At 74.1% G+C, this 26,211-nt stretch carries 27 protein-coding genes; 11 read left to right on the plus strand and 16 right to left on the minus strand.

Annotated features, from left to right (window positions below; translation table 11 throughout):
* The 4 genes from AB4039_RS19770 to AB4039_RS19785 form a co-directional block, all read right to left on the minus strand.
* Window positions 1-1,353 (minus strand): ABC transporter transmembrane domain-containing protein (locus AB4039_RS19770; RefSeq protein ID WP_442271360.1); only part of this gene is annotated, 1,353 nt, incomplete at its 3' end.
* Entirely contained in the window at window positions 1,353-2,405 is a 1,053-nt protein-coding gene (locus AB4039_RS19775) for a methyltransferase (RefSeq protein ID WP_266846030.1), read from the minus strand. The genes AB4039_RS19770 and AB4039_RS19775, both read right to left, overlap by 1 nt.
* A 169-nt stretch (window positions 2,406-2,574) precedes the next feature.
* Entirely contained in the window at window positions 2,575-4,545 is a 1,971-nt protein-coding gene (locus AB4039_RS19780; protein ID WP_442271361.1) for a RiPP maturation radical SAM C-methyltransferase, read from the minus strand.
* A gap of 129 nt (window positions 4,546-4,674) precedes the next feature.
* On the minus strand, window positions 4,675-4,791 hold the full coding sequence (locus AB4039_RS19785) for a pheganomycin precursor (RefSeq protein WP_211117217.1): 117 nt from the start codon (window positions 4,789-4,791) through the stop codon (window positions 4,675-4,677).
* Window positions 4,792-5,041: 250 nt separating this feature from the next.
* Between AB4039_RS19785 and AB4039_RS19790 the strand changes: the two genes are divergently transcribed.
* On the plus strand, window positions 5,042-6,361 hold the full coding sequence (locus AB4039_RS19790) for a peptide ligase PGM1-related protein (protein ID WP_442271362.1): 1,320 nt from the start codon (window positions 5,042-5,044) through the stop codon (window positions 6,359-6,361).
* 60 nt (window positions 6,362-6,421) lie between these two features.
* On the opposite strand, the gene AB4039_RS19795 is transcribed toward AB4039_RS19790, so the two are convergent.
* Window positions 6,422-7,294 (minus strand): D-hexose-6-phosphate mutarotase, encoded by an 873-nt coding sequence (locus tag AB4039_RS19795; protein WP_442271363.1) that lies wholly within the window; start codon window positions 7,292-7,294, stop codon window positions 6,422-6,424.
* A 131-nt stretch (window positions 7,295-7,425) separates the two neighbouring features.
* Entirely contained in the window at window positions 7,426-7,878 is a 453-nt protein-coding gene (locus AB4039_RS19800; RefSeq protein ID WP_266846034.1) for a MarR family winged helix-turn-helix transcriptional regulator, read from the minus strand.
* A 122-nt stretch (window positions 7,879-8,000) separates the two neighbouring features.
* Between AB4039_RS19800 and AB4039_RS19805 the strand changes: the two genes are divergently transcribed.
* Complete coding sequence (locus tag AB4039_RS19805; RefSeq protein WP_442271364.1) at window positions 8,001-8,858, plus strand: SDR family NAD(P)-dependent oxidoreductase; 858 nt, start codon at window positions 8,001-8,003, stop codon at window positions 8,856-8,858.
* Between the two features lie 51 nt (window positions 8,859-8,909).
* On the opposite strand, the gene AB4039_RS19810 is transcribed toward AB4039_RS19805, so the two are convergent.
* Both AB4039_RS19810 and AB4039_RS19815 read right to left on the minus strand, forming a co-directional pair.
* Complete coding sequence (locus tag AB4039_RS19810) at window positions 8,910-9,707, minus strand: 3-hydroxybutyrate dehydrogenase (protein ID WP_442271365.1); 798 nt, start codon at window positions 9,705-9,707, stop codon at window positions 8,910-8,912.
* A gap of 113 nt (window positions 9,708-9,820) precedes the next feature.
* Entirely contained in the window at window positions 9,821-10,753 is a 933-nt protein-coding gene (locus tag AB4039_RS19815) for an AraC family transcriptional regulator (RefSeq protein ID WP_442271366.1), read from the minus strand.
* 103 nt (window positions 10,754-10,856) lie between these two features.
* Here AB4039_RS19815 and AB4039_RS19820 point away from each other — a divergent pair, with 103 nt between their 5' ends.
* The gene (locus AB4039_RS19820) at window positions 10,857-11,774 is read left to right on the plus strand and encodes an MBL fold metallo-hydrolase (protein ID WP_442271367.1); all 918 of its coding nucleotides are present in this window, start codon (window positions 10,857-10,859) and stop codon (window positions 11,772-11,774) included.
* Window positions 11,775-11,891: 117 nt separating this feature from the next.
* The gene (locus tag AB4039_RS19825) at window positions 11,892-12,416 is read left to right on the plus strand and encodes a GNAT family N-acetyltransferase (protein ID WP_266846039.1); all 525 of its coding nucleotides are present in this window, start codon (window positions 11,892-11,894) and stop codon (window positions 12,414-12,416) included.
* Here the strand turns inward: AB4039_RS19825 and AB4039_RS19830 are convergent.
* On the minus strand, window positions 12,406-13,173 hold the full coding sequence (locus AB4039_RS19830) for a hypothetical protein (protein ID WP_442271368.1): 768 nt from the start codon (window positions 13,171-13,173) through the stop codon (window positions 12,406-12,408). The genes AB4039_RS19825 and AB4039_RS19830 overlap by 11 nt on opposite strands.
* Window positions 13,174-13,327: 154 nt before the next feature.
* Window positions 13,328-14,593 carry a serine hydrolase domain-containing protein gene (locus tag AB4039_RS19835; protein WP_266846041.1) on the minus strand — a complete coding sequence of 422 codons (1,266 nt, stop codon included), beginning with the start codon at window positions 14,591-14,593 and terminating at the stop codon, window positions 13,328-13,330.
* Between the two features lie 741 nt (window positions 14,594-15,334).
* Here AB4039_RS19835 and AB4039_RS19840 point away from each other — a divergent pair.
* The 3 genes from AB4039_RS19840 to AB4039_RS19850 all read left to right on the plus strand — a co-directional run bounded on the left by AB4039_RS19840 (window position 15,335) and on the right by AB4039_RS19850 (window position 18,286).
* Window positions 15,335-16,150: a PP2C family protein-serine/threonine phosphatase gene (locus AB4039_RS19840; RefSeq protein ID WP_266846042.1), complete on the plus strand. Its 816-nt coding sequence runs from the start codon at window positions 15,335-15,337 to the stop codon at window positions 16,148-16,150.
* Window positions 16,151-16,257: 107 nt separating this feature from the next.
* Complete coding sequence (locus AB4039_RS19845) at window positions 16,258-17,211, plus strand: MASE1 domain-containing protein (RefSeq protein ID WP_442271369.1); 954 nt, start codon at window positions 16,258-16,260, stop codon at window positions 17,209-17,211.
* 109 nt (window positions 17,212-17,320) lie between these two features.
* Window positions 17,321-18,286: an aldo/keto reductase gene (locus AB4039_RS19850; RefSeq protein ID WP_266846044.1), complete on the plus strand. Its 966-nt coding sequence runs from the start codon at window positions 17,321-17,323 to the stop codon at window positions 18,284-18,286.
* Between the two features lie 12 nt (window positions 18,287-18,298).
* On the opposite strand, the gene AB4039_RS19855 is transcribed toward AB4039_RS19850, so the two are convergent.
* Window positions 18,299-18,556, minus strand: coding sequence for a hypothetical protein (locus tag AB4039_RS19855; protein WP_266846045.1), 258 nt, complete (start codon window positions 18,554-18,556; stop codon window positions 18,299-18,301).
* Window positions 18,543-18,833 carry a DUF6400 family protein gene (locus AB4039_RS19860; protein ID WP_442271370.1) on the minus strand — a complete coding sequence of 97 codons (291 nt, stop codon included), beginning with the start codon at window positions 18,831-18,833 and terminating at the stop codon, window positions 18,543-18,545. The genes AB4039_RS19855 and AB4039_RS19860 overlap by 14 nt, the downstream gene beginning before the upstream one ends.
* A 280-nt stretch (window positions 18,834-19,113) precedes the next feature.
* On the opposite strand from AB4039_RS19860, the gene AB4039_RS19865 reads away from it, so the two are divergent.
* Window positions 19,114-20,322 (plus strand): cytochrome P450 family protein, encoded by a 1,209-nt coding sequence (locus AB4039_RS19865; RefSeq protein WP_442271371.1) that lies wholly within the window; start codon window positions 19,114-19,116, stop codon window positions 20,320-20,322.
* Between the two features lie 55 nt (window positions 20,323-20,377).
* Here AB4039_RS19865 and AB4039_RS19870 read toward each other — a convergent pair whose 3' ends face one another.
* Entirely contained in the window at window positions 20,378-20,851 is a 474-nt protein-coding gene (locus AB4039_RS19870) for a hypothetical protein (RefSeq protein WP_442271372.1), read from the minus strand.
* A 69-nt stretch (window positions 20,852-20,920) separates the two neighbouring features.
* Entirely contained in the window at window positions 20,921-21,475 is a 555-nt protein-coding gene (locus tag AB4039_RS19875; RefSeq protein WP_266846048.1) for a YceI family protein, read from the minus strand.
* A gap of 266 nt (window positions 21,476-21,741) precedes the next feature.
* On the opposite strand from AB4039_RS19875, the gene AB4039_RS19880 reads away from it, so the two are divergent.
* Complete coding sequence (locus tag AB4039_RS19880) at window positions 21,742-22,590, plus strand: aldo/keto reductase (protein WP_266846049.1); 849 nt, start codon at window positions 21,742-21,744, stop codon at window positions 22,588-22,590.
* Window positions 22,591-22,611: 21 nt separating this feature from the next.
* Here AB4039_RS19880 and AB4039_RS19885 read toward each other — a convergent pair whose 3' ends face one another.
* Window positions 22,612-23,805: an MFS transporter gene (locus AB4039_RS19885; protein ID WP_442271373.1), complete on the minus strand. Its 1,194-nt coding sequence runs from the start codon at window positions 23,803-23,805 to the stop codon at window positions 22,612-22,614.
* 103 nt (window positions 23,806-23,908) lie between these two features.
* Here AB4039_RS19885 and AB4039_RS19890 point away from each other — a divergent pair, with 103 nt between their 5' ends.
* Together AB4039_RS19890 and AB4039_RS19895 are read left to right on the plus strand one after the other, a co-directional pair.
* Complete coding sequence (locus AB4039_RS19890; RefSeq protein WP_442271374.1) at window positions 23,909-24,505, plus strand: hypothetical protein; 597 nt, start codon at window positions 23,909-23,911, stop codon at window positions 24,503-24,505.
* Window positions 24,506-24,636: 131 nt separating this feature from the next.
* Window positions 24,637-24,987, plus strand: coding sequence for a hypothetical protein (locus tag AB4039_RS19895; RefSeq protein WP_266846052.1), 351 nt, complete (start codon window positions 24,637-24,639; stop codon window positions 24,985-24,987).
* Between the two features lie 55 nt (window positions 24,988-25,042).
* Here the strand turns inward: AB4039_RS19895 and AB4039_RS19900 are convergent, their stop codons facing one another.
* Window positions 25,043-26,008: a hypothetical protein gene (locus tag AB4039_RS19900; RefSeq protein WP_442271375.1), complete on the minus strand. Its 966-nt coding sequence runs from the start codon at window positions 26,006-26,008 to the stop codon at window positions 25,043-25,045.
* Window positions 26,009-26,211 lie beyond the last annotated feature (203 nt).

Consider the following 26,211-nt stretch of genomic DNA (forward strand, 5'->3'; position numbering starts at 1 on the left):
GCCGGGGGAGCCGTCGCCGCCGGAGCCACCGGCGCCGGCGGGACCGCGCGGATCGAGCTCGGCGGCCAGCGGCCCGGAGAACATCGCGTCGTCGTTGCCGACCACCAGGATCCGGCGGCGTACGCCGTCCAGCCCGAACCCCTCCAGCGCCCGGCCGCCGTACGTGACCCGGCTCTCCCGGTGCCGGCCCAGCCGGTCGGCGAGCAGCCGGGCGTCGTCCCCGTCCGCGCACACCACCCCCACCAGCCGCCCGGCAGGGACGACCAGCCCGGACTCCGGATCGCGCAGCTCGGCCCCGCCGGTCTCCGCGGGCAGGACGTCGGGTCCCGGCCGCAGCTCCGGGGCGAGCCGCAGGAACGCGGTCACCCGTCCGGCCGCGACCCCCGCCCGGGTCAGCTGGTCCACCATCACCGTCACCTGCCGCAGCTGATCGGCGAGCAGGACCGCGTACCCGTAGAAGGAGACCAGCATCCCCGGCTCGATCGTGCCGGCCCGCACCTGGCGGGCGCCCAGCCACACCACCGCGGTCACCAGCAGTCCGGGCAGCAGCAGCCGCCACAGCGCGATGCTGGACTGCACCCCGGCCACGGAGACGGCCTCGGCCCGCACCCGCTGCGAGGCCTCCCGGTAGCGGAGCCCGTACACCGCCTCCCCGCCGATCCCGCGCAGCACGCGCAGCCCGTCGACGATGTCCACCGACAGGTCCGTGAGCGCGCCCTGGCGCTCGCGAAGCCGCGCCTGCCGGTCGTGCAGCCGCCGCATCAGCCAGGTCACGACGGCCGCGATCACCGGTACCCCGGCGAGGACCACCAGCCCCAGGCGCCAGGAGGAGGCCAGCATGAACACCGCCACGAACGCGATGGCCACCACCGCGCCGGCCCCCCGGGCGGTCCCTTCCAGGGCCGTGCCCAGCCGGCCCACGTCGAGGGAGCCGGCGCCCACCACGGCGCCCGTGGAGACCCGGCCCGGCAGTTCCGTCCCCAGCTCGGCCGACTTGCGGACCAGCAGCCGGGTGGTCAGGTACGAGGCGCCCAGGCGGTTGGCGGTGGAACCCCGGTCGCGGACCATCCCGGTCAGGGCCTGGACCACCCCGAGCAGCAGCACCACCGAGGCCCACAGGACCAGGGCCCGCCGGTCGCGCGGGATCAGCCCGAGGTCGAGGGCCCGGCCGACCGCCGCGGGGATCAGCGCCTGGGACATCGTGCAGGCCACCCCGAAGCCGGTGGCGAGCAGCACGGTCCGGCGGTGCCGGGAGGCGATCCAGAGCAGGTAGCGGGCGGCCGAGCGGGTGTCGGGGACACCGGGTCCGGGAGCGGTCGCGGGGGAGGGAGCGGGAGTGGTGGTGCGGTGCATCAGGCCTTCGTTCCGACGGTCAGTCCGTGCTCGTACGGGAATCCGGTCAGGGTCCGGACACCGGAGAAACCGGCCTCGGTCATCCAGCGCTCGTAGTCGCGGGCCGGGTAGGCCATGCCCTGCCCACTGGCGAGGACGTTGAGGTAGAGCGAGAGCCGCGCCGAGTACCAGCCGCGCGTCTCGTCGTCGGAGACGTTGTACCCGTACACGAACACCCGTCCGCCGGACGGCAGCACGGAGTGCGCCTTGGCCAGCAGCGCGGTGATCTGCTCGCCGGAGAAGATCTCCAGGACGTGGCTGAAGAGCACGGCGTCGTGTCCGGGCGGGAAGGGATCGGCGAACAGGTCGCCGGGGTGCACGCGCACCCGCTCGCCGAAGCCGGGCGCGGTCGTCCCCTCGGCGATCTTCGAGACGCTGGGGATGTCGAAGACGGTCGAGGTGAGCCGCGGGTACCGGGCCGTGAGACGGGTGCTGGTCGTGCCGTCACCGCCGCCCACGTCCAGCAGCGCGCGGACGCCGGCGAAGCCCTCGTGCGCGATGAGCGCGTCCACGCTCTTGAGGGTGAACGCGCTCATCGCGCGGTGGAACACCGCCTCCAGCGGCGGATCGTGGGCGAGCCTCCCGTAGAGCGTGGGCTCGGTTCCGGGGTGGGCGTCGAGCGCCGTGTTGGTACCGGCCCGCAGGGCCTCGCCCGTCCGGGCGAAGGCCGGGTAGTACACCTCTTTCCAGCCGGTGAGGATGTGCCGCCAGGCGTCCGGGCCGTCCGGAACCAACAGGTTCGCGGCCACCGGGGAGTTGGCGTAGCCGCCGTCGTGGCGTTCGAGCAGGCCGGTGGTGCACACCGCGTGGAGCAGCACGCGCAACTGGTGGGCGGGCAGACCGGTGAACTCCCGGATCTCCTCGAAGGCGGCGGACCCGCGGCCCGCCAGGTACCGGAAGACGTCCAGCTCGACGGCGGCGACCACCGCGTTGAACAGCGCGGGGGCGTTCACCAGGAAGTGGAAGCGTTCGTAGGCCGGATCGTCGGTGTCCGGACCGGTGTCCTCGCGCATGGGCAGCCCTTTCGTCGGCCGGACGGCGCGGCGGGCGGGCGACGGGCGCCGGGCGGCCCGCTCGTTCCGGGGGAGGGGAGCTCGATCGTCCGAAGGCCCCGCATCGTGGCACGGGCGGCTCGGGACCCGCAACGGCGCCCGACGCATTCCGGCCGCCCCTGCGGACCCCTCAGCCGGCGTCCCGGCCGGTCCCCTCCGCCCCGCGCCCGAGGCCCGTGCGCAGCGGAAGGGCCAGTGACAGGTACTTCCCGTCCTCCTCCAGGCAGATGCCGTGCCGGACGGTGAACCGGAGGAACTCCTCCACCTCCTGCGGGGAGGGGCCGGTCCCCCCGCCCCCGGCGGCCGGGGCCAGTTCACGGTGGAGCCGGGCGGCGCTGCGCGGGGCCTCGCCGCAGCGCTCGTACGCGTCCGCCCGCCACCCCTCCAGGGTCGCCTTGCGCCGGCAGCCGCCCCGGGTGTCGAAGAGGGTGAGCCAGCCCGGCCCGCGCCGGTACGCCAGGACCGCGCGGTCGGCCGACTCCCAGGACCGCTGCCAGCCCTCGACCGCCTTCGCCAGGACGGCCACGGCCTCGGGGGAGGAGACCTCCCGCGCCTCGTAGTCGAAGAAGTAGGCGATCCGCTCGTGGTCCAGTCCGGGGACCGGATAGGCGAAGCGGTAGGCCTGCTTGGGGGTGACCTCGGTCATCCCGAACGACGGGTCCGTGAAGTAGGGGCTGAACCGCTCCAGCCAGATGCGGCCCACCCCGGCGGGCGGCTCCAGGTGCGTGAGCAGGGGCACCAGTTCGGCCTGGCCCGTGTAGTCCTCGTCGGTCTCCCCGGGGAAGCCCGTCAGCAGGTTCCAGTCGACCCGTACGCCGTAGTGGTGCGCCCACTTGAGCAGCCGCACGTTCAGCAGGCGCGAGGAGCCCTTGCGCATCAGGCCCAGGACGTGGCTGCTCAGGCTCTCCAGACCCGGCTGGATCTTCCACACCCCGGCCTCGGCCAGCAGCCGCACCTGTTCCCGGGTGAGGTTCGCCTTCACCTCGAAGAACAGGGCCGTGTCCCACGGGGCCACGCGCAGGTCGGCGCAGAGCGTTCCCAGGTAGGCCATGTCCAGGATGTTGTCGACGGCGTCGACCGCGACCACGCGGTGGCGCCGCATGAGCTCCTCAAGGTCGGCCAGGGCCCGGCGCGGCGACTTCGCCCGGTACTGCATGCCCAGGGCGTTGAGTCCGCAGAAGGTGCAGTGGTGCTTCTCGCCCCACCAGCAGCCCCGCGAGAACTCCACCAGCAGACGCTGGGTGTTGGTCCCGATGACGTTGCCGTGCCCGAGGGATTCGACGGCGGAGAAGTAGTCGTCGTACGAGGGCACCGGGAGGGCGTCCATCCCGGTGATCCGGGTGGCCGGCGCCGGCACCCCGACCCGGCCCCGCCCGTCGCGCCCGCCGACGCCGGGCAGGCCGGTGCCCGGTTCGCCGCGGGCCACGGCGGCGGCGAGCCGGGGCAGCGTCACATCGCCCTCGCCGACGACCACGTAGTCGATGAACGGGAAGTGCCGCAGGTACTCGGGGCCCATGTCGCCGTCGTAGTTGGCGCCGCCGAACACCACGACCAGTCCGGGCYGGGCCTCCTTCAGCCGCCGGGCCAGAGCCAGGGCCGCGACGTTCTGCATGAACGTCGAGGTGAATCCCACCATGTCGAATCCGTCCCACAGGTCACGGGACGCGATCTCGTCGATCCACGCGGGCAGCCGGACCCGGCGCAGTTCCGTCACGAACTCCCAGTCGGTACCCGTGGCCGAACACACTTCCGCGATCTCCGGAAAACGGCTCCGGTATTCCTCCTCGTCCCCCGTCACCCCGAATGCGGCCGTGCCGAAAAGCCATTCGCCGAAAAGGTGGACCCGCTCGGACGGAGCCTCGGTGATGACCTCGTAGAACTTCGGTCCCAGTACGGCGGCCAGGTCCAGGTTCGGGTAGACGCTGCGCGCCTCGTGCCCGAAGGAGGTGAGCACCGACTGGAGCAGCCCGCACTGGATCGACGGGGTGTCGGTGCGCGCCCAGGGCATGTTGACCAGGGCGATCCGCAGGGGTCTGGGCGGGACGCAGTCCCCCGGGAAGACGGGCCGGCCGATCAGGGGCAGTTCGCGGCCACCTGCCAAGACTCCTCCTCACCGGCGCACCCCGTCGCCGGTCCTCGGGGGGCCGGGTGCGCGGTGGACACCGGGCCTCTCCCTGGTGGTGCCGGGCGGGGAGAGGCCCGGCGCGCCCGCTGTCCGCGGGCCCGGAAATCAGCGGTCCTTGACGTTGCTCGACGATACGGTCGGCCCGTCCTTGACGTTGCTCGCCGAGACGACGGCGGCGAGGTCCGATTCCTCGATCTCGGTCCACACGATCTCGCGCTCCATGATCCACCTCCCTCCTGGAATCGATGCTCAGTCCGGTAGGTGTTCCCTGCCGATGGTAGGAATCGGTCCGGAGGCCGACAAGGAACGGAATCCGGCCAGACAATCACTGTCCTGATCGCGGTGCGCGGGGAATGCGGCTGCGGGGAGGCGGTCTTGACGGTCCGTCGTGCCGCTTCCGAGAATTCGATCGTCCCCGGCGAAATGCAGACCGGCGCCCCGAGAGAGACGGCGCCCTTGGAGGTACGGGCACGTGCGACTTCTCGTCGGAAACGACTGGAGCGAGGAACTGGCGGAGCCGACGGGAAGGACGGGCTGGGCGGTCCAGCGGCTGGTGTGGTTCGCCCGGGACGGAGACGTCCTCGTGCTGCCGGTGGCACCGCAGGAGGAGTTCCTCGCCTACGTCACCTCCCTCACCGGCACCCGCCGCTCCTCCCTCACCGTCGTCGTGCCGCCCCCCGGCCGGCTCGGGGCCGGGGCGCTCACCGCCGACCGCCTCGCCGACCCGCGCTTCCTGGCCACCCTGCGGCAGGCCTTCGCCGGCCGTCCGGTGCACGAGGTGTTCGCCCTGTGGCCCGACGCGGTCGTCGCCGACCTCGCCGACGCCCTCGGCTGCCCCGAGGCCCTCGAAGGGCACGGCTTCCTCACCCAGAGCGGCGGCCTGATCGGCAGCAGCAAGGCAGCCTTCCGCGCCCTGGCGGCCGGAGCCGGGGTCGCGCTGCCCGACGGCGCGGTGTGCGCCGACCGCCGGCGCGCCCACCGGCACGTCACCCGCCTGCTCGACGAGGGCAGCCCCGTCATCCTCAAACAGGACTACGGCTCCGGCAGCGACGGCAACGAGATCCTCAGCCGCACCCCGGGACTCGCCCTGCGCGGCGCCCGCACCCTGCGCGTCCTCGCCGACTCCGAGGCGCTCGACGCCTATCTGGACGAGCGCTGGGACTGGCTCACCGAAGGCGGCCGCCACCGGGTCGTCGTCGAGCGCTACCACCCCGGCAGCCGCGCCTACTTCGCGGAGTTCTGGATCTCGGACGGGGGCGTACGGCTCGGGGGCCACGGCGAGATGCGCTACCGTCCCCTGCCCGACGCCCAGGTCATGCCCGCGCCCGACCTCGACGAGGCGCAGCTCGACGGCCTCGTCGAGGGCGGCCGACGGCTCTGCCTGGCCCTGCACGCCCTGGGCTACCGCGGGGTCCTGAGCGCGGACGCCGTCGTCACCCCGGAGGGCGAGGTCCTCTTCACCGAGCACAACGGCCGCGCCACCGGCTCCACCCACATCTACGAGATCGTCGGCAAACGCGTCGTCGGCCCCGGCTTCGGCACCGACCGCATCCTGCTGGAGCGGGTCTGGCCCGAGGGCTGGGAGACGCCCTCCTTCGCCGGCGCGCTGACCCGGCTGCGCGACTCCGGCCACCTGTACGACCCCGCGACCCGCCGCGGCGCGGTGATCCTGGCGGCCTACAACACCCACCGCAAGGGCGTCATGCTCTGTTACGTCGCCGAGGACCTGGAAGCCGCCCTGCACCGCGAGGAATCGGTCGCCCGCCTCTTCGCCCCGGCCCTGTCGGCCTGACCATCCCGGGGGGGCCGGCCCCCGGGGTCGAGGAGACCGGCCGGCACGGGCCGCTCGGCGTCAGGCCGGGAGCAGGCGCAGGGTCAGGCCCAGGCGGGCGGGGCGGCCGGGCGCGGCCTCCAGCGGGGTGTTGACGCGGCCCGTCTCCACGCACAGGAAGTGGCGGTGGTCCTCGTCCGTCAGGTCGGCCATGCCCGCGGCCAGTTCGGGGCCGGGGTTCCAGACGATGACGTCGCTCGCCCCGTGGTGGGCGATCTCGACGGCCCGGCCGAGGGCCCGGTCGGTGACGAGGGCGACCTCGTCCGGCTCCGGGTAGACCCGTTCGATGTGGTCCGTGGGCGTCACCGCGCCGCCGGCGTCGGACACGTCCGAAGCGAGGAGGTTGTCGCGGTAGTGCTTGCCGAGTCCCGAGACCTCGGCCTCGCCCAGGTCGCCGATCTGCAGGTAGGTGTGCAGGGCGGCCGTGCTCCGGTGCTCGCCGCTCGCCTCGACCTCGATGCCGCAGGTCTCGCCGAGCGTGATCCGGGTGGTCAGCGTGAACTCGTGCGGCCACAGGGCGCGCGTGACGTCCGAGGCCTCCAGCCGGAACACCAGCACGACCCCGTCCTCGGTCGTGTCGTGTGACACGAGGTCCCAGTCGAGGGTCCGGGCGAAGCCGTGCGAGGGCTTGGCGACGGTGCCGAACCACGGCCAGCACAGGGGCACTCCGCCCCGCACGGGGGTCCCCGCCACCCAGGCGTTCCGCTCGCCCAGCCACAGCCCCGGTGCGGATCCCGCGGGCTGCCAGGCGATCGGCTGGGCCCCCTGGAGGCTGACCGCGCCCCGGACGCGCGGGTGGTCGACGACCACGAGCGGGATCTCGCCGATCCGGCGGCGGGTGATCGACGGGGCGAGCTGTTCGAGGACGGGGAGGGCGAGCAGGTTGTCGTTCATGCGCCGACTCTTCAGAATCCGCACAAGAGAGTCAAGTCGGGCCCCGGGGGACATGCGCAGGACCGCGCACGGGTGCGGCACGGCGGGTCCGGGAGTCCGCCGGCGCACCGGGCCGGGTCCACCCCCCCTGCTCACTTGGCCTTCAGCTTGGCCCAGACGGTTTCCAGGGCCCGGATGTCCTCGTCGTCGAGCCGTTCGTCGAAGACCTCCCGCAGGGCCTCGCGACGGGTGGCGTCGGCCTCGGCGAAGGCCGTGCGCCCGGCGGGGGTGAGGGCGACGGAGACGGAACGGGCGTCGGTGGGGGAGGGGAGGCGCTCCACCAGGCCCCGTGCCTGGAGCTGGTCGACCACCCGGGAGACCTGGCTGCGGCTGAGGAGCGTTTTGGAGCCCAGGGCGGAGGCGGCGACCGGTTCGCGCTGCGCGCTCAGCCAGAGCATCACCTCGAACCAGGAGAGCGGCAGCTCGTGGGCCCGGGACAGGGCCTGGTCGATGCGGGCCGAGAGCGTGGTGCCCGCCCAGATCAGACCGTAGAAGGCATGATCGCGAGGGGTCAGTTCACCCATGGTGAGGTCGGTACGAGCCATGGGGGGAGCCTACCCGTTTGCGTGTGCGCGCACATATCTCTATGGTGTGTGTGCACGCACATAAACCTGCGCGCACCGGCCCGTCCCTCGGTGCCGTCCCCGTCCCACCCCCGGAGCGCCCCATGACCACGCCGAACACCCCCGCCCGTACCGTCCTCGTCACCGGTACCTCCTCCGGCATCGGCCTGGCCGCCGCGGTGGCCGCGGCCGAGGCCGGATGGCAGGTCGTCGCCACCATGCGCGACACCGGCAAGGCCGCACCGCTGCGCGCCGCGGCCGCGGAGGCCGGGGTCGAGGGCCTCGTCGACGTCATGCGCCTGGACGTGGTCGACGCCGCCTCCATCGACGCCTGCCTGGAGGAGGTGCTCGCGCGGTACGGCCGCCTCGACGCGGTCGTCAACAACGCGGGCGCCGGCCGGGTCGGCACGATCGAGCAGGACACGATCGACGACGTGCGCGCCACGATGGAGGTCAACTTCTTCGGCGTCGTCCAGGTCACCCGCGCGGCCCTGCCGCACCTGCGCGCCTCCCGGGGGCGCGTGATCACGGTCACCAGCGTCGGCGGCGTCGTCGGTCAGCCCTTCAACGAGTCCTACTGCGCGGCCAAGTTCGCCGTCGAGGGATTCATGGAGTCCCTCGCCCCGGTCGCGGCCACGGTCGGCGTCGACGTCACCGTCGTCGAGCCCGGCGCGGTGGCCAGCGAGTTCGTGGCCAGCATCGGCGTGGACGTGCCGGCGATGGTGGCCGCGGCGGGCCCGTACGGCGACGCCCTCCAGAACTACATCGCGCGCACGACGCAGTCCTTCGCCGCGGCCCAGACCCCGGCCGAGGCCGCCCGCCCGGTCGTGGACGCCCTGACCGCCGAGCGGCCCCCGTTCCGGGTGCAGACCTCGGACTGGGCCCGCGCGTTCGTGGCCCCGAAGCTCGCCGACGCGGACGGGTCCGCCGTCCTGGAACTGACCGGCGGCTGGGTCCGCTGACACCGGCGCGGAGGCCGGCGCCGGTCCCCGCGTCCCCGCCCGCGCCCCGCCTCACGCGGCGGTCCAGCCGCCGTCCATCGGGAAGGACGCGCCGGTGACGTGGGCGGTGTGCGGGCCGCAGAGCCACAGGGCGACCGACGCCACCTCCTCCGGTTCGATCAGCCGTTTGATCGCGGACCCGCGCAGCAGCACCTCCCCGACGACCCGCTCCGGCGGGATGCCGTGGGCCTCCGACTGCGCGGCGATCTGCCGCTCCACCAGCGGTGTGCGCACGTACCCCGGGTTCACGCAGTTGCTGGTCACCCCCCGCGCGGCCCCTTCGAGGGCGGTGACCTTGCTGAGCCCCTCCAGGGCGTGCTTGGCGGTCACGTAGCCGGACTTGAAGGGGCTGGCCCGCAGCCCGTGCACGCTGGAGATGTTGACCACCCGCCCCCAGCCGCGCCCGTACATGTGCGGCAGGGTCCTGCGCAGCAGCAGGAACGGGGCCGTGACCATCACCCGTTGCAGCGTCTCGAACCGCTCCGGCGGGAACTCCTCGATGGGCGAGACGTGTTGAAGCCCGGCGTTGTTGACGAGGACGTCGACCGCCGAGGGCAGCCCCTCGACGGCGGCGGGGTCGGCCAGATCGGCCGTGTGGGCCCGCCCCCCGACCTGTTCCGCCACCGCCGCGGCGGCCCGCGCGTCGACGTCCACGACGTGTACGAGGGCCCCCGCGGCGGCCAGCGCCACCGCGCAGGCCCGCCCGATGCCCCCGCCCCCACCGGTCACCATCGCCACGCGCCCCGCGAGGTCGGCTCCCGCGCCCCCGCCCGCCGTTCCACCGAGTGCGGTGGTGAATCCGCTTGTCATGCACCGCACGCTAGAGCCCCGGGCGCCCCGTTCCGATGTGGCCCGCCCCCACACTCCCGCCCCCGGCTGTGGTGCCCACGGCCACCGCCCCCACCGGGCGGCGGTCCGTGCGCTCAGGCCGTCCCCGCCAGGGTGCGGTAGCGGCCGGGGGTGGTGCCGAACTCGCGGTTGAAGGCGTGCGAGAGGGCGTACGGGGTGGCGTAGCCGACGCGGCGCGCGACGGTGGCCAGGGGGTCGTCGGAGTCCCTGAGCAGGGTCGCGGCGAGGTTCAGCCGCCACCAGGTGAGGTAGGCCATCGGCGGGCGGCCGACCAGGGAGGTGAACCGCCTGGCCAGGGTGGGGCGCGACACCCCCGCTTCGGCGGCCAGCCGCTCGGTGGTCCACGCGGCGGCCGGGTCCGAGTGCAGCGCCCGCAGCGCGGCGGCCGTGACCGGGTCGCCCAGGACGGCCGGCCAGGTCCCCGGGCTGCCCTCGGCGACCACCCAGGAGCGGATCATGTAGACGAGGAGCAGGTCGAGCAGGCTGGGCACCGCGATGCACGCGCCGGGCTGTCGCTCGTCCATCTCCCGCCCCAACAGGTCGATGGCGGAGCGCAGTTCCGGGTGGCTGCCGACCCGGTTCGGCAGGTGGACGACCTGCGGGAGTTCGGCCATCAGCGGATGGGTCCGGCTCCGGTCGAGCCGGTACTTGCCGCACAGCATCTCCACCGCCCCCGGCCCGTCCCCAGGGTCGAGGGCCGGCTCGCGCCCCCGCACGCGCGCCACGGCCTCCTCGAACGGCACCGCCCGCGCCACGGCCTCCGCGTCGGCGGGCCCGTCGGCGATCACGTGCCCCGCGCCGTGCGGCAGCAGCACCGCGTCACCCGTACCGAGGGCGACCGGTGCGCCGCCGTCGGGCAGCAGCCAGCAGCTGCCCTGGAGCACCACGTGGAACCCGGCGCCCTCGTAGGGTGCGAAGCGCGCGCACCACCTGCCGCCGATCCGCATCCGGTCGGAGGAGGGCCGCCCGATGCGTACGGCCGAGATAGCGTCGCTCACCACGTCCATCCCGCCAGGCTACCCACAGGCGTCAAGACGTGAGACGCATGCGTATCCACATGAGCCGAAGGGGCATTGAGCCACTCAACCAGCCCTCCATAGAGTCGAGTCCATGGAGAACGAGAGCAAGCAGGGCATGGTGTTCGGAGACGTCGAGGTCATCCGGGTCGTCGAGTGGCAGGGGCCCTTCGTCCCCTCGCTCGGGCTCGTGCCCACGTCCGGGGAGCGGATGTGGAAGGAGAACGAGGACTGGCTGGCGCCCGACCACTGGCACCCGGAGGAGGACCTCGCCGTGGTGGCCCTGCAGAGCTGGGTCCTGCGCAGCGGTGGCCGTACGGTCCTGATCGACACCGGGGTGGGCAACGGCCGCGAGCGGCCCGGCTCGCCGCGCTTCCACCACTGGCAGGGGGACTTCCTCGGCGCCCTCGACCGTGCCGGGGTCCGCCCCGAGGAGGTCGACGTGGTCGTCAACACCCACGTCCACGGCGACCACGTCGGCTGGAACACCCGGGACGAGGCGGGGGAGTGGGTGCCCACCTTCCCCAACGCCCGGTACCTCCTGCCGGCCGCCGACGACTTCCACTTCGGCCCGCGGGGCGGCTACGGCGACGGGGTCCGGGAGGACGACCGGCTGATCTACGAGGACAGCGTCGCGCCCGTCCACCGGGCCGGCCAGGCCGTCCTCTGGGAGGGCTCCCACCGCATCGACGAGCACCTCTCCCTCGAAGCCGCCCCCGGCCACACCCCCGGCTCCTCGGTGCTGCGCCTGGACTCCGGCGGCGAGCGGGCCGTCTTCGTCGGTGACCTCCTGCACAGCCCGGTCCAGATCCTCGACCCCTCCCACAACAGCTGCTTCTGCATGGACCCCGCGCAGGCGGCCGCCACCCGCCGCCGGATCCTCGCCCGTGCCGCCGCCGAACGCGAACTGGTCGTACCCGCGCACTTCGGCGGGCGGGGAGCCGTGGAGGTCCGCGCGGAGGGCGGGGGCTTCGCCCTCACCCGGTGGGCCGCCTACGGTCCGGGACGCTGATCCGGCGGCCGGACCCGGCCGCACCGGCCGGCGCGGCCCGGCCGGCCGGGTCCGGCCGGGTCGGCCGGGTGCGGCCGGATTGAACGGTCGGATCATCCGACTGTTACCGTCCTGGGCATGCCCGAGCTGATCGCCCCCACCCCCCGTCTCCGGGCCTCCTGGCTCTCCGCCCAGGAGGAGTGGGGGCCGGACGCCCACATGGACGGCGCCGGCCTGGGCCGCGAGGACGACGTGGACAGCCCGGAGGGTTTCGCCGCCTGGACCCGGCGGCTGCACGGCTACGGGGACCGTACGGCGCCGATCGAGCAGGGCCGCGTCCACGCGACGTACTGGTGGATCGCCGACGGCGACACCTACCTCGGCGCCATCGACCTGCGCCACTACCTCAACGGCTTCCTCCTCGACGCCGGGGGCCACATCGGCTACGGCGTCCGCCCCTCCGCCCGCGGGCGCGGGCTCGCGGGCTGGGCCCTGCGCGAGGTCCTCCACGAGGCGCGCGTCCTCGGGATGGACCGGGTCCTGCTGACCTGCGATCCCGGGAACGAGGCCTCCGTGCGCACCATCGAGCGCGGCGGCGGCGTCCTGGAGGACGTCCGCGACACCCTCGTCGGACCCAAGCGGCGGTACTGGATCACCCTCTGACCGCGGGCTCGGCACCCCCGCGGGGCCGCGCACCGCGCACCTCCTGCCCGGCCGGGACCGGCCGGGCCGGTACGGGCACGCCGTCGGAGAGCCCGGACAGCTCCAGCGCGCGGTGCATCGCCGCCAGGTCCCACCCGCCGCAGCCGCAGTCGGCGGCGAGCGCCCGCAGCAGCGGCGGCGTGAGCCGGTGCTCCACCGCGGCGTCGAGCAGGTCGGCGGCCCCGGGGCGACCCTGCGGGGACGGCGCGCGGTCGCCGTCGAGGCCGCAGGAGCAGTCCTCGCCCACCCCGTCGAGCAGGCCCAGCACCTCCCCGCGCACCGTGAAGCGGCTCATGCCGCAGTCCAGGCCGTCGTCGCCCAGGCCCTGCGGGTAGGGCGCGCGGGCCCAGGCGCCGTTCTCGTACCAGTAGACGCAGCCCAGCTCCCAGCCCTGGAGCAGATCGCGCAGGGTCTCGTACGGCAGCCAGTCCGGTCCGCCCGCGAGCATGTCGACGGCCGGCTCGTGCCACTTGACGCCGCTGGACTCGTCCTCGCCGTAGAGGGCGTACCGTCCACCGCCGAGCGCGGCCAGGGTCCAGCAGGTGGAACCGCAGTCGTCGAGGTGGAGACCGGCCGAGTCGATCCAGTGGCCGGTGCGGTGGACGCTGCGGCCCTCGGCCTCGGTGTTCGCCTCCAGTACGGCGACCAGGGCCCAGCGGGCCCACAGCAGCTCGGCGGGAGGAAGGTCCCCGGGCAGGCCCGGACGGTGGATGGTCATCGTGTGATCCCCTGGTGGTGACGGCTGTTCACCGCCGGAGCCTACGGCTTCCCCCCGCGAGGGGCGCGCAGTCGGTCCCGTGCCGGTACACCCGTGCCGCCCGCGCCGTACGGGGGACGGCACGGGCGGCACGGTGGCACGGGGCGCCGGCGGATCAGCGGGCGTGGCGCTCCGGCAGGTCCACGTCGGCCGGGGCCGGGGCCGGGGTGGTGGCCGGGGCGGTGGCCGCGAAGCCGCGCGCGGTCGCCGTCACCGGCTTCTTGCCGCAGAAGGCCGCTTCGAGGGTGCCGCCGAGGGCGGTGTTCGCCGAACCCCGGTTCGAGGTGTTCGCCATCGCGGCCAGGCTGCGCTTGCCGTCGCGGGTGGAGAAGGCGTACGTGTAGAAGCCCTGCACGGTGCCCGTGTGGCCGTAGACGGAGGTGCCGCAGGACAGGTCGTACCGGCGCAGGCCCAGCCCGTAGAAACGCGTGTTGGTCGCGTCGGTCGGGGTCATGGTGAGCATCTGGTCCAGCATCTGCGCCGGGAGCAGCTTGCCCGTCACCAGGGCCGAGGTGAAGGTGTTGAGGTCGGCCGCGCTGGAGATCATCGCCCCGGCGGACTGGGCCCAGGACACCGTCTGCTCGGTGGAGTCGACCAGCGGCGCGCCCTCCTCGTCCGGGTGCAGGTAGCCGTTGGCGTGCAGGCCCTTGATCTTCGTGTCCGGGTGCACGTAGGAGGTGTTGCGGAGCTTCAGGGGCTTGATGATGCGGCGGTCGTACTCCTTGACGACCGGGTGCCCGGTGGCCTTCTCGATGAGCATGCCGACGACGACGAAGTTGGTGTTCGAGTAGCTGTACGCGGCGCCCGGCTCACCCGTGCGGGGCTCGTTCAGGGAGAGCTGCACCAGCTCCTGGTAGCTGAACACCTTGTTCCGGACGGCCTCGAAGCCGGGCACCGTGTTGTTGAACATGGCGTTGGTGTAGTCGGACAGCCCGCTGCGGTGGGTCATCAGGTGACGGACCGTGATCCGGTCGTCCGGCAGCAGACCCGGCAGGTAGTGGTTGACCGGCTGGTCCAGCTCGATCTTCTTCTCGGCCACCAGCTGGAGCAGCACGACGGACGAGAAGGTCTTGGTGACGCTGCCGATCCGGAAGCGGGCGTCGGTGTCCATGGCGGCGCCGCTGACCTTGTCACGGACGCCCGCCGTCTTGGTCTGGACCCCGTCCACGCCGCTGATCCGGGCCATCGCCCCCGGGGCCCCCGCGGCGAGGGTGTTCTGCAACGCGGCCTGCAGGGCCTCCAGATCGGGCGCCGGCAGGGCGGTCCCGACGTTCTGCGCCGCCTCGGCGGAGACGGCCGGAGCGGCCTGGGCGGCGGTGGCCGGCGCCACACCGGCCACGACGGCCAGGAGGGCGGCGCTGACGGCCAGACGTCGGTTCATGGGGAGGTGCACGTTGATCCTCGATCGGTCGGGTACTGGTCGGGGTACCCCACGGTCGCCGACTGGGCTGCTGAGCAGCGCAGTTGACGGCCGGGTTGGTCCAGATCCTACGGAAGGTCACCGGGGGCCGGGCGCAGGCCTCCGGGACGGGACGCCCCGGCGACCCCTCCGGGCCCCCTCACGTCCCGTCAAAGAGGCTTTCGGTGCCGCCATTTGGTGTGGGCTGCCCGAAAGGGCACCGGCGAGGGCAAACTTCCCGGGGGGCGACCGTGGCCCGCCGCACCGACGGCGCCTGACACGTGCCCGGGCCGACCGCGGCCGGAGCCCGGGGAGGCGACCCGCGACCCGCGGAGACGGCCGTACGGGGACCCCCGGCTCCGCACCCGCCCGCCCGCCGGCCGGCGAGGGGCTCCGGGGTCCGCCGGGGCTCCGGCGCCGGGTGCGCCGGTTCGTCCCGCCCCGCGTCCCGCGCCCCGAGGCCCGCGACCCGTCCAGCCCCGCCCCGCGCCCCGGCCCGCGTCCGCCCGTTCCGGGGGCGCACCCCTGCCCGCCCCCGCCGTACGCGCCCCCCTGCGCATGGGCCGGCCACCTGCCCCGACCAGGGTGGATGCCGTAGGAGCCCGCCCGGTACCGGCCCGCCGCCTGCGCGGACCCCGGCGAGCGGAAATATGATGAGCAGGATCCCGCGCAGCGGAAGCGAAGGCGGAAGCAGAGGCACATGGACGTACTCCGGAGCGGTCCGTGACCCGGCGCCGCCCCCCTCGGCCTGACAGCGCCGACCTGCTGAGCATGCTGGGGCAGCTCACCGCCCAGGCGCGGGAGGGGGCCGAGCTGCACCAGGCCCGCGTGGAGCTGGCCGAGGCCCTCCAGCGCGAGCTGCTGCCCGCCACCCTGCCCGCCCTGCCCGGACTGCGCGCCGCCGCCCGGTACACGCCCGCCCGGCGCGGCCTGGAGATCGGCGGCGACTGGTACGACGGTTTCCTGGTGGCGCACGGCGCCGTCGCCTTCTCCATAGGCGACGTCCAGGGGCACGACGTCGCGGCCACCGCCTTCATGGGCCAGGTCAGGGTCTGCCTGCGCGCCCTGGCCTCCGTCATCGCCGACCCGGGCGAAGTCCTGAACCGGGTCAACGACGTCCTGCTCGCGATGGACAGCGAACTGTTCGCGACCTGCACCCTGCTGCGCATCGATCCGCGTACGGGCGAGATCGCGGGCGCCCGGGCGGGTCATGTACCGGCCGTCTGGGCCTCCGCCGACGGTCGGTACGGCATCGCCGAGGACGCCGGGGGCCCGCCGCTGGGCACGCTGCCCGGAGCGCGCTACGAGGTCACGAGGCGCACCCTGGTGGACGCGGGGTCCATCGTCCTGCTCACGGACGGGGTGGTCGAAGGGCCGGCGTTCCCGATCGAGGAGGGGCTGGCGCGCGTGCTGCGACTGGTCCGGGACGCCGCGGGCGGGGATCCCGACGAGCTCGCCGCCGAGGTGCTGAAGGTGGCCGACTCCACCGGGCACGCCGACGACGCCGCCGTGCTGGCCATCGGCTACGACTTCGGCTGACCCGCCCCGGCGTCCGCCGTCGTGCGCCCGACTTCCCCGTCGTGCGCCCGACTTCCCCGTCGTGCGTGTCACGCCGCTCCCGCGGGCGCGGACTGTTGTCTGATGCTGTGATGCGCACCGTGGAATGGCGAGGTCCGGCCCTGGCGCTGTCGCGGATCCTCGCCGTCGCCGCGGCCTACTACCTGTCCGCCCGGCTCGGCCTGCTGTGCCAGGTGGTCGTCGAGGGTTCGGTCGTCACACCCCTGTGGCCGCCCACCGGCATCGCCCTGGCCTCCCTCCTGTGGTTCGGCCCGGGGATCTGGCCGGGGATCGCGGTGGGCACGTTCCTGGCCATCGAGGACATCGCCTCCTTCAGCGCGACCGACGTCGGGATCGTCGCGGGCAACGTCCTCGCCCCGCTGTGCGCCTACGCGCTGCTGCGCCTGGTGGGCTTCCGCCCCGAGCTGGACCGGCTGCGGGACGGGACCGCCCTCGTCTTCCTGGGTGGCCTGCTCCCGATGCTGATCAGCGCCGGCACCGGCTGCGGGACGCTGCTGATCACCGGAAACCTGCCGGCGTCGAACTTCTGGGCCGTGTGGTCCGCCTGGTGGACGGGGGACACGATGGGGGTGCTGCTGGTGACTCCCCTGCTGCTGGTCCTGCGCCGGCCCCGGCTGCCGCAGGACCCGTACCGGGTGCTGGAGGCCGTGGCCCTGGCGGTCGCCACCGCCGCGGGCACCATCCTCGTCACGAGGAGCACCCTGTCCCTGCTCTTCCTCGTCTTCCCGCTGCTGATCTGGGCGGCCGTGCGCTTCCAGCTCGCCGGGAGCGCCCCGTGCGCCCTGCTCGTGTCGGTCCTGGCGATCTCGGCGGCCACCGAACGCGTCGGCCCGTTCGCCGGACACACCCTGCTGGAGATCATGGTCAACCTCCAGGCCCTCAACGGGGCGGCGGCCCTGACCGGGCTCCTGCTGGCCGCCCTCGTCACCGAGCAGAACAACATCCGGATGAAGATCGAGGAGGTGTGCGAGGACCTGGCCGAGGTGGTGGCCCACCTCACGCCCCGGAAACCGTCGGACTAGCCGGCGCCGCGGGCCGGGCGGGCAGCCGGAGGTCCGGACCCCGGCGCCGCCGTGGTCCGCGGGCAGTCCGGTCCCGGCCCGGCCGGGACCGGCACCTACGCTGGGCCCCGTGACGAACGCGAGCGTGGTGGGTGCGGGGCAGGGCGGCCGGGTGCTGTACGGGTGCATGGGACTCGGCGGGAGCTGGGATCCGCAGCCGTACGGACCCGGGGACGTCGACGCCGCCGAAGCCGCCGTCCACGCCGCCCTGGACATCGGGGTCACCGTCTTCGACCACGCCGACATCTACCGCCACGGCAAGGCGGAGGCGGTCTTCGGCGAGGTCCTCGCCCGGACTCCGGGCCTGCGCGAGCGGATCGTCCTGCAGACCAAGTGCGGCATCCGGCTCCCGGACGGGGACCGACCCGGCCTCTACGACCTGCGCGGCGCGAGCATCGTCCGCCGGGTGGAGGAGAGCCTGGCCCGGTTGCGGACCGACTCCGTGGACGTCCTGCTGCTGCACCGCCCCGACCCGCTGGCGGACCCGGACGACATCGCCTCCGCCCTGATGTCCCTCCACCGGCAGGGCCTCGTCCGTGGCTTCGGGGTCTCCAACATGGGTGCCGCGCAGATCGCCGGCCTCCAGGCCCGCCTGGACGTCCCGCTGGTAGCCAACCAGCTGGAGATGAGCCTGCACAGCCGCGCATGGGTCGAGGCGGGGGTCCTGCTCAACACTCCCGAGGGGGCCGCGCACGGGTTCCCGTTCGGCACGCTGGAGCACTGCCAGGAGCACGGCATCCGTCTCCAGGCCTGGGGCGCCCTGGCGCGGGGACGTTTCACCGGCGGCCAGCAGACCCCCGCCGAACACGCCACGGCCGAGCTCCTGGCCGACCTCGCCCGCCGCAAGGACACCACCCCGGAGTCCGTCCTGCTGTGGTGGCTGACGCGGCACCCCGCCGCCATCGCCCCGGTCATCGGTACCGCCCGCCCCGACCGCATCCGCGCGTGCCGCGACGCCTCCCTGCGCGCCCCCGACCTCACGCACGAGGAGTGGTACGCCCTCTGGACCACCGCACGGGGCCTTCCACTGCCCTGAGCCAGGGGCCGGTCAGAGGCCGGTCAGGCCGCTGCCGATGCGCTTCCACAGGGAGCGCGTGGCCCCGAAGCCGCTCTCGTGCTCCCAGACGTGGGTGCACCCCGGGCACTGGAGATGGAGCAGGCTCCCGGTGTTGGAGAGCATGTAGCGCCAGTGCTCCGAGCAGCTCCGGCGTTCCCCGCACGGGGCGCACCCCCGGGCGTCGTCGCAGTTCGGGCAGGCCACCCAGGCGCGTCGCCCGATGTCGGCCTGCGGGTCAAGCGGCAGCACGGCCGCCCCCGCGCGGGGGCAGCACTCCGGCCGCGACGAGCTCGTCGTACACGCGCTGCTGCTCCGCGTCGAGGCCGGAGTACAGCAGGTCGTACGCCGCCTCCTCGCCGCGCAGCACCTCGATGGGGTCCCAGTCGGGGCCGAGGGCGGCCATCACCTGGGCGCGCCGGGCCACCTCCTGGGAGGTCAGGTCGACGTCGAAGGGCACCAGGGCGGGGCCACCGGGCTCGGTGGGGCCGTCGGGGCCGGTGGGGGGCATCCGGTCGTGGGGGGTCATACCTCGAAGTTAGGTAACCCTTCTTTTCCCGGTCAAGGGAGGGTGGGCGGAGTCACAGCAGGCCCGGGCCGGCGCCCGCGGCCGCGCGAAGGGTGCGGAGGGCCGGATTCCGTGCCGGTCAAGGGCGTTCGGATCCCACCCCCTCCGGTCCGGCCGGGATCCGGGACCGCGGCGGATCCGGCGAGCGGGCCCACCGGGCGGCCGTATGGGCGCCACTACTGTGGGGGATACATGTATGTGCGGAGTGATCCCGCGACGCATTCGATTCAGGGGGAATGGAATGGCGACCCGGCCTGACGTGATCGATCTGCTGGAACTCAGTCCGGACTTCGTCCGCGACCCGTATCCGGTCTACGCGCGACTGCGGGCCGAGGGGCGCGTCCACCACGTCCTCACCCCGGACCGCCAGGACGTCTGGCTGGTCCTCGGACACGAGGCCGGCCGCGCGGCCTTCACCGATCCCCGGCTGAGCCGCGACTGGCGCCGCTCCGGCGACATCGGCAAGATCATCAACACCGAGCAGGACCACCCCGCGCTCGCCCACATGCTCATGGCCGACCCGCCGGACCACACCCGGCTGCGCCGTCTGGTGGCAAGCGCGTTCACCCCGCGGCGGATCGAGACCCTGGCCCCGCGCGTCCGGCAGATCGCCGACGAACTGCTGGACGCCATGGCGGCGCTCCCGGAGCGCCGGGCCGACCTGGTGGACGCCTTCGCCTTCCCGCTGCCCATGACCGTGATCTGCGAGCTGCTCGGCGTACCGGAACTGGACCGCGGGGCGTTCCGCGGCTGGTCCAACGAGATGGTCTCCCGCACCGGCCCGGAGGCCGAGGCCGCCGCGTACGCGCAGATGCCCCGGTACCTCGTCGGGCTCATCGAGGCCAAGCGCGCCGCGCCCGGCGACGACCTCCTCAGCGCGATGATCCACGCCGTCGACGAGGGCGGCGACCGCCTCTCGCCCGACGAGCTCATCGGCATGTGCGTCCTGCTCCTCATCGCGGGGCACGAGACCACCGTCAACATGATCGGCAACGGGATGCGCGCACTGTTCGCCCACCCCGACCAGCTCGCCGACCTGCTCGCGAACCCCGATCTGCTCGACGGGGCGATCGAGGAGATGCTCCGTTACGACGGGCCGGTGGAGACCTGCACCGAGCGCCTGGCCCTGGAGGACGTCGAGATCGGCGGGGTGGTGATCCCGGCCGGCTCCGCCGTCCTGATCGTCATGGCCGACGCGGACCGGGACCCGGCGCGCTTCGCGGACCCGGACCGTTTCGACATCCGCCGTGACGCCCGCGGCCACATCGCCTTCGGCCACGGCCTGCACCACTGCCTCGGGGCGCCCCTCGCCCGCCTGGAGGGCCGCATCGCGCTCCGCGCCCTGCTGGACCGCTTCCCCGGCCTCACCGACGACGTCGGCGGGGCCGAGCCGGCCTGGGTGCCGGGCATGCTGATCAGGGGCGTACGGGAGCTGCCCGTCCGCTGGTGATCCGGCCCGGGGAGGGGCCCGCGCCCCTGGCCCCGCCCGCGGCCCCGCGCCGGGATCAGGAGCCGGGCGCCGTGCCGGGTCCGGGAGGGTACGGGACGACGGCGGCCGACGGATCGTCGGCGGGCCCCACCGGCCGGCGTTGACGGGCGAAGGCGTGGGCGAACTCCACCGGGTGATCGAGCGTCAGCGTGGCCGCTCCGCCGGCCCCGGGGGGCGACGGGGCTCCGCCGTCCACCCGGTACCCCGTGCGGACGAGTTCGTCGGCCGGGCCGCTGTGGTCCACGGCGGCGAAGCCGTCCGCGTCGGGGCCCCACTGTCCGTCGACCCGCCACGTGTAGCGCAGTTCCAGCAGGCCGGGACCGGGGCAGCTCCAGTGGAACCGGCCGACGCTCAGCTCGGAGCTGAAGCTCTCGAAACGGCTCCAGCCCCGGCCGTCCGGCAGGAAGACGAGTGCACTGGCTTCCATCGCGCCCTGTTCCAGGGGTGCGCTGTCCCACAGGCCCGTCAGACGTTCGTCGAGAGGTGTCACCGCCCGATCATGGCCGATCCGGGCCCGGCGGCGAAAACCCCTCCTCCCGGAGCGGGGGAGCCGGCCCGGTCAGGCCTGCCGGATCGCGGACACCTCGAACTCCAGGACGACCTTGTCGCCGACCAGGACGCCCCCGCCCTCCAGGGCCGCGTTCCAGGTGATCCCGTACTCCTTCCGGCTGATCGGCACCGAACCCTCGAACCCCACCCGCAGGTTCCCGAACGGGTCGGTCGCGCTGCCCTGGTACTCGAACTCGATGCCGATCGGCCGGGTGACGTCCTTGATGGTGAGGTCGCCCGCCACGCGGAAGTGGGTGTCGTCCAGCGGCTCCACGCCGGTGGACACGAAGGTGATGTCCGGGAAGTTCGGGGCGTCCAGGAAGTCGTTGGTGCGCAGGTGGCCGTCGCGCTGTTCGTTGCGGGTGTCGATGCTGGCGGCCTTGATGGTGACCCTCGCCGACGACTTCGCGGGATCCGTGCCGTCCAGGTGGGCGGTGCCTTCGAACTCATTGAAGGCCCCGCGGACCTTGGTGACCATCGCGTGCCGGGCCACGAACCCGATCTGGGTGTGGGCGGGGTCGAGGGAGTAGTTCCCTGTGAGCGAAGTGAGGGGGGTCGTGGTCATGGACCTGCTCCGCGGGGGCTGGGGGACGGGGGGAAGCGCTGGACCACGCTAGCCAGACCCGCCCTGACGGGCGCGTGCGGCCACGCCCACCGCGCCCGCGCGTCACCCGATCGGCGAACGCGCCCTGCCGCGCCGCCAGTGGAGGCGGCCACATGGAGCACGCGCCGGGAGGCGGCGCCGCCCGCGGGGTAGCGCTGGGGAAGGGGAGCGGCGTCCGTCCGGGCACCGGCCCCGGCCCGCGCACGTCCCACGCGTAAGGACCCCCCATGCAGCACGTCACCCTGAACAACGGCGTCGAGATGCCGATCCTCGGCTTCGGCGTCTACCAGATTCCGCCGGAGGAGACTGAGCGGGCCGTCGGCGAAGCCCTCGCCGCCGGCTACCGCTCCCTCGACACCGCGGCCGCCTACGGCAACGAGGAAGCCGTCGGCCGCGCGATCAGGAGCAGCGGTGTCCCGCGTCACGAGCTGTTCGTCACCACCAAGCTGTGGATCTCCGACGCCGGCGAGGACAGGGCCGGGCGCGCTTTCCACACCTCGCTGCGCAAACTCGGCCTGGACCACGTCGACCTGTACCTGATCCACCAGCCGTACGGCGACGTCTACGGCTCCTGGCGCGCCATGCAGAACCTCCAGCGCGAGGGGCTGGTCCGGGCCATCGGGGTCTCGAACTTCCACCCCGACCGGCTGCTGGACCTGATGGACCACAACGAGATCACCCCGGCGGTCAACCAGGTCGAGACCCATCCCTTCCACCAGCGCACCGGCGATCAGGAACTGATGGCCGGGCGCGGGGTCCAGATCGAGTCGTGGGGCCCCTTCGCCGAGGGCCGGGGCAACCTCTTCACCCACCCGGTGCTCACCCGGATCGCCAGCGCGCACGGCAGGACGGTGGCGCAGGTCGTACTGCGCTGGCTGATCCAGCGGCAGGTGGTGGCGATCCCCAAGTCGGTGCGTCCGGAGCGGATGGCGGAGAACCTCGACGTCTTCGGCTTCGGGCTCACCGACGAGGACATGGCGGACATCGCGGCCCTGGACACCGGGGCGTCGGTCTTCTTCGACCACCGCGACCCGGCCGTGGTCAGCCGGCTCGGCAACGTCACCATCAACACCTGAGGAACGGCCGGCCGGCCGCCCTCACGGCGCCGGCGCCGGCACGGGGCGGCGCAGCAGGTAGAGCGCCGCCGCGGAGACCAGGACGGCCATGCAGGCGATGAACACGAGTCCGGCACCCTCCAGCCCGAGCGGGCCCGTCAGCACTCCCACGCCGATCACCGGCAGCGAGATGCCCGTGTACGCCACCACGAACAGGGTGGAGATCACCGCCGCCCGGTGGTGCGGCGGGGACGCCGCGGCCACCGCGGACAGGGACCCCCGGAAGGCCAGCCCCTGTCCCACGCCGCCCACCAGCGCGCTCAGCACCACCAGCGCCAGCAGGTCCCAGCGCAGCGCCCCCGCGAGCAGTGCCAGCCCCGCGAGGAGCCCGGCGCAGCCCAGCGGCAGCGACCGCGGTACGCCCACCCGGCCGACCGCCAGCTGCCCGGCGGTCGAGGCGAAGAAGGCCAGCGCGACGACCAGTCCGCTCACCGCCCGGTCGTGAACGCCGAGGGACTCGGCGAGGAACGCCGGGCTGACCGAGGTGAACACCCCGAACAGCGCGAACCCCACGAACGAGGCGATCGCCGCCGGTCCGAACACCGCCCGTACCTGCGCGGGGAGCCGGAGCCGCCGCGGCCGTACGGTGCTCAGCGGACGCCGCTCCCGTACGGTCTCCGGCAGCCCCGCCAGCACCGCCGCCGAGCCCGCCACCAGCGCCAGGTGCACCCAGAAGGGCAGGTACAGCGGCCAGGGGGCGAACTGCGCGAGCAGTCCGGCGAGCAGCGGACCGCAGCCGAGCCCGCCCATGTTGGCGGCCGTCGCCACGAACGTGGCCCGGGAGGTGCCGCCGTGCGGGGCCAGCTCCATCACGAACACCGTCGCCGCGCCGGTGAACAGCCCGGCGGAGAAGCCCGACAGGACCCGCCCCGCGTACAGCCAGCCGAGGCCGGAGGCGCACAGGAAGCAGACGGCGCTGCCGGCCGCGCACGCGAGGCCCGTCCAGAGCACGGGCCGCCGCCCCACCGCGTCCGAGGCGTTGCCCGCCAGCACGAGCACCCCGATGACCGCGAAGGCGTAGACCGCGTACACGACGGTGACGGTCAGTTCGGAGAAGCCGAACTTCTCCTGGTAGAGGCCGTAGAGGGGGGTCGGGAGCGTGGTGCCCGCCATGCACACGGCGAACACGGCCCCGGCGAGCAAGCACTGGCGCCACTGCCGGCGATCACCGTCCATGCCGCCGAAGGTAACCCCGCGCGGGCCCCCGCGCCCGGGGCGCGCCGCGGGCGGGGGCAACCGGGGGCGGGGTGACGGGCGTCCCCCTGCGGGGGTGGTGTTCATGACAGAGATGGTCCGACCGGGGTGGTGGCTCGCCACCGTGGCCCTGCCCGGCCTCGCCGCCGGGGCCGTGTACGCAGGGGCGAGCTGGTGCTACGCGGCCTCCTCGGCGCCCTCCGGGGCGGTCGCCGTGGTCGGCGGAGCCGTGCTGATCCTCGGCGTCAGCGCGGCGTACTCGGTGCTCGTCGGCGGCGCCGGCGGCCTCTTCGGGGCGCTGCTGCTGTCCCTGGGGCTGCTGCTGACCGTGGCGGCGGCCGACCAGGCGGCGGCCCGCACGGCCGCTGCCACCTGCGCGGTCCGCGAGGTGCACACCAGGGTCCAGAACTCCGCGGGGGAGGGGGCGCCGCCCACCCGGACGGTGTACCGGCTGGTACTGGACTGCCCGGGAGGCTACCCGGCCGAACTCAAGGAGGACCGGCCCGTCGCCGGGCAAGGACAGCGGATCCGCGTCGCCTTCGACCCGACGCACCGCGTGTCGCCGGAGCTGGAGGGGCGTACGCGGCCCTGGAAGGCCGGCCTGTGGGGCGCGGTCCTGATCGGCCTCAGTACGGTGATCGCCTGGGCGAAGCGGCGCCCGTACCGGGAGGACCGGGCCTGACCGGACGCGCCCGGCGCCCCCGTCCGCCGCCGGCCGGTTTCATCCGGCCGGCCGCGCAACGGATGCCGCCGGAGCGCCGTCGGTGCAGGCTGCGGGCAGGAGAGCCACCACCGCACAGACGAGGATCCGCCATGTCCCACCACCGGCGCACCGGCGTCATCACCGGGGTCGCAGCCCTGCTGCTCACCGCCACCGCCTGCTCGGGCCTGGGCCGGAGCACGGTCGGCATGCTCACCTTCCGCGGCCACGACTCCCCGGTCGCGCTCTCGTACTCCAACACGAACGTCAACGGCTGCCACCGCATCAACCTGCCGCGGGGCGCCACCCACGTCGAGAACAACACCCTCGTCGACGTCGTCCTGTACCGGACGGAGAACTGCGAGAAGACCGACCGGGCGGACGGCGTCTACGTCGCCACCACCCTCTCGAACGTGACGGCCCCGGTCTCCCTGCCCTGGCGCAGCTTCAGCGTCATCCACTGACGCGCCGCGCCGGGTACCGCCGGCCCCGCCGSGGGGGCGGGGCCGGCGGACGGGGTCACCAGTAGATGACCACGTACCCGTTGCCGCCGTCCTGGCCGTTGCCGCCGGGCCGGGCGGCCTCGCCGCCGGTGCCGCGCGCGCCGCCGTTGCCGCCGGCCGCGGTGTTCGGCGGCAGCCCGACGATGCCGTCGGGGGCGACCCCGCCCGTGCCGTTGGAGCTGCCGTTGCCGCCGTTCAGGTTGACCCCGCCGGTGGAGCACCAGCCGGTACCGCCGGCCCCGCCCGCGCCGTTGGCGCCGTCGACGACCCCGCCACCCGCGCCGCCGCCGCCCCCGCCGCCACCGGTCGCGTTGAGCAGGAGCGTGCTGTCCGACGAACGGGTCAGCGAGGAGGCGGTGCCCGCGGTGCCGGCACCGCCGGCCGAGCCGGGGCCGCCCGTGGTCGCGGCCGCACCACCCGCGCCGCCGTCGCCGCCGTCGCCGACGTCCACCCCGTACGCGGTCTGCGGGGTCACCTGTACGGCGCACCAGGTGAAGCCGCCCGCACCGCCGCCACCGCCGTTGCCGCCGTTGTAGGCACGGGCAGGGCTGAGGCCGCCGCCGCCCCCACCGCCGCCCCCGCCACCGGCACCCCACGCCTGGACGAACACCGAGGTGACGCCCGGCGGCGGGGTGAAGGTGTTGTCGGACGTGAACTGCTGCAGCCCGTGGATGACCTGAGAGGGGTTCTTCTTGTCCTTGTCCTTGTCCTTGTCCTTCTCCCTTTCCTTGCCCCAGTCGTCCCCGTCGTCGTCCCTGTTCCCGCCGTGGTCCTTGTCCTTGTCCGGCGGGTTCTGCTTCTGCTTCTGCTGGGCGGCGGGCGCCGGCATCGGGCCCGAGGGCCCCGGCCCGTGGGCGGACGCGGCCGGAGCCATCGCCACCACCTGGCCGGTCAGGGACGCCGCGGCGGCCAGGGAGGCGAGGAGGACCCGGGAACGGACGCGGGGCCGCCTGGTCGTCACGGGATGCTGCTTGAGGTTCATGAGTTCCTTCCCCGCCGGCCGCCGAAGGCGCCGCGGGAGTGCGAGGGGACAGGTGCGTGGGCGACTGGGCTTCCCGTGGGCCGGGCGTCCCCGCCACGCAACGCCCATCCCAGCGGTCCCCGCCCGGGAGCCGCCGTTGGCGGGGCCGGGGCTGTGGACCAGGCAGGTGAGCGGTTCGCCGGACCGGAGCAACGCTGGGCCGG

The sequence above is a fragment of the Streptomyces sp. M-16 genome (genome assembly GCF_052114405.1).
Classification (GTDB): domain Bacteria; phylum Actinomycetota; class Actinomycetes; order Streptomycetales; family Streptomycetaceae; genus Streptomyces.

What these genes read in the sequence shown, in the direction of transcription:
- AB4039_RS19890 (WP_442271374.1), top strand. Translation starts at nt 23,909, where the DNA reads ATGACAGAGATGGTCCGACCGGGGTGGTGGCTCGCCACCGTGGCCCTG.
- AB4039_RS19800 (WP_266846034.1), bottom strand. Translation starts at nt 7,878, where the DNA reads ATGGCTCGTACCGACCTCACCATGGGTGAACTGACCCCTCGCGATCAT.
- AB4039_RS19795 (WP_442271363.1), bottom strand. Translation starts at nt 7,294, where the DNA reads ATGAACGACAACCTGCTCGCCCTCCCCGTCCTCGAACAGCTCGCCCCG.
- AB4039_RS19805 (WP_442271364.1), top strand. Translation starts at nt 8,001, where the DNA reads ATGACCACGCCGAACACCCCCGCCCGTACCGTCCTCGTCACCGGTACC.
- AB4039_RS19865 (WP_442271371.1), top strand. Translation starts at nt 19,114, where the DNA reads ATGGCGACCCGGCCTGACGTGATCGATCTGCTGGAACTCAGTCCGGAC.
- AB4039_RS19810 (WP_442271365.1), bottom strand. Translation starts at nt 9,707, where the DNA reads ATGACAAGCGGATTCACCACCGCACTCGGTGGAACGGCGGGCGGGGGC.
- AB4039_RS19830 (WP_442271368.1), bottom strand. Translation starts at nt 13,173, where the DNA reads ATGACCATCCACCGTCCGGGCCTGCCCGGGGACCTTCCTCCCGCCGAG.
- AB4039_RS19820 (WP_442271367.1), top strand. Translation starts at nt 10,857, where the DNA reads ATGGAGAACGAGAGCAAGCAGGGCATGGTGTTCGGAGACGTCGAGGTC.
- AB4039_RS19775 (WP_266846030.1), bottom strand. Translation starts at nt 2,405, where the DNA reads ATGCGCGAGGACACCGGTCCGGACACCGACGATCCGGCCTACGAACGC.
- AB4039_RS19785 (WP_211117217.1), bottom strand. Translation starts at nt 4,791, where the DNA reads ATGGAGCGCGAGATCGTGTGGACCGAGATCGAGGAATCGGACCTCGCC.
- AB4039_RS19825 (WP_266846039.1), top strand. Translation starts at nt 11,892, where the DNA reads ATGCCCGAGCTGATCGCCCCCACCCCCCGTCTCCGGGCCTCCTGGCTC.
- AB4039_RS19885 (WP_442271373.1), bottom strand. Translation starts at nt 23,805, where the DNA reads ATGGACGGTGATCGCCGGCAGTGGCGCCAGTGCTTGCTCGCCGGGGCC.
- AB4039_RS19875 (WP_266846048.1), bottom strand. Translation starts at nt 21,475, where the DNA reads ATGACCACGACCCCCCTCACTTCGCTCACAGGGAACTACTCCCTCGAC.
- AB4039_RS19815 (WP_442271366.1), bottom strand. Translation starts at nt 10,753, where the DNA reads ATGGACGTGGTGAGCGACGCTATCTCGGCCGTACGCATCGGGCGGCCC.
- AB4039_RS19895 (WP_266846052.1), top strand. Translation starts at nt 24,637, where the DNA reads ATGTCCCACCACCGGCGCACCGGCGTCATCACCGGGGTCGCAGCCCTG.
- AB4039_RS19880 (WP_266846049.1), top strand. Translation starts at nt 21,742, where the DNA reads ATGCAGCACGTCACCCTGAACAACGGCGTCGAGATGCCGATCCTCGGC.
- AB4039_RS19900 (WP_442271375.1), bottom strand. Translation starts at nt 26,008, where the DNA reads ATGAACCTCAAGCAGCATCCCGTGACGACCAGGCGGCCCCGCGTCCGT.
- AB4039_RS19835 (WP_266846041.1), bottom strand. Translation starts at nt 14,593, where the DNA reads ATGAACCGACGTCTGGCCGTCAGCGCCGCCCTCCTGGCCGTCGTGGCC.
- AB4039_RS19860 (WP_442271370.1), bottom strand. Translation starts at nt 18,833, where the DNA reads ATGACCCCCCACGACCGGATGCCCCCCACCGGCCCCGACGGCCCCACC.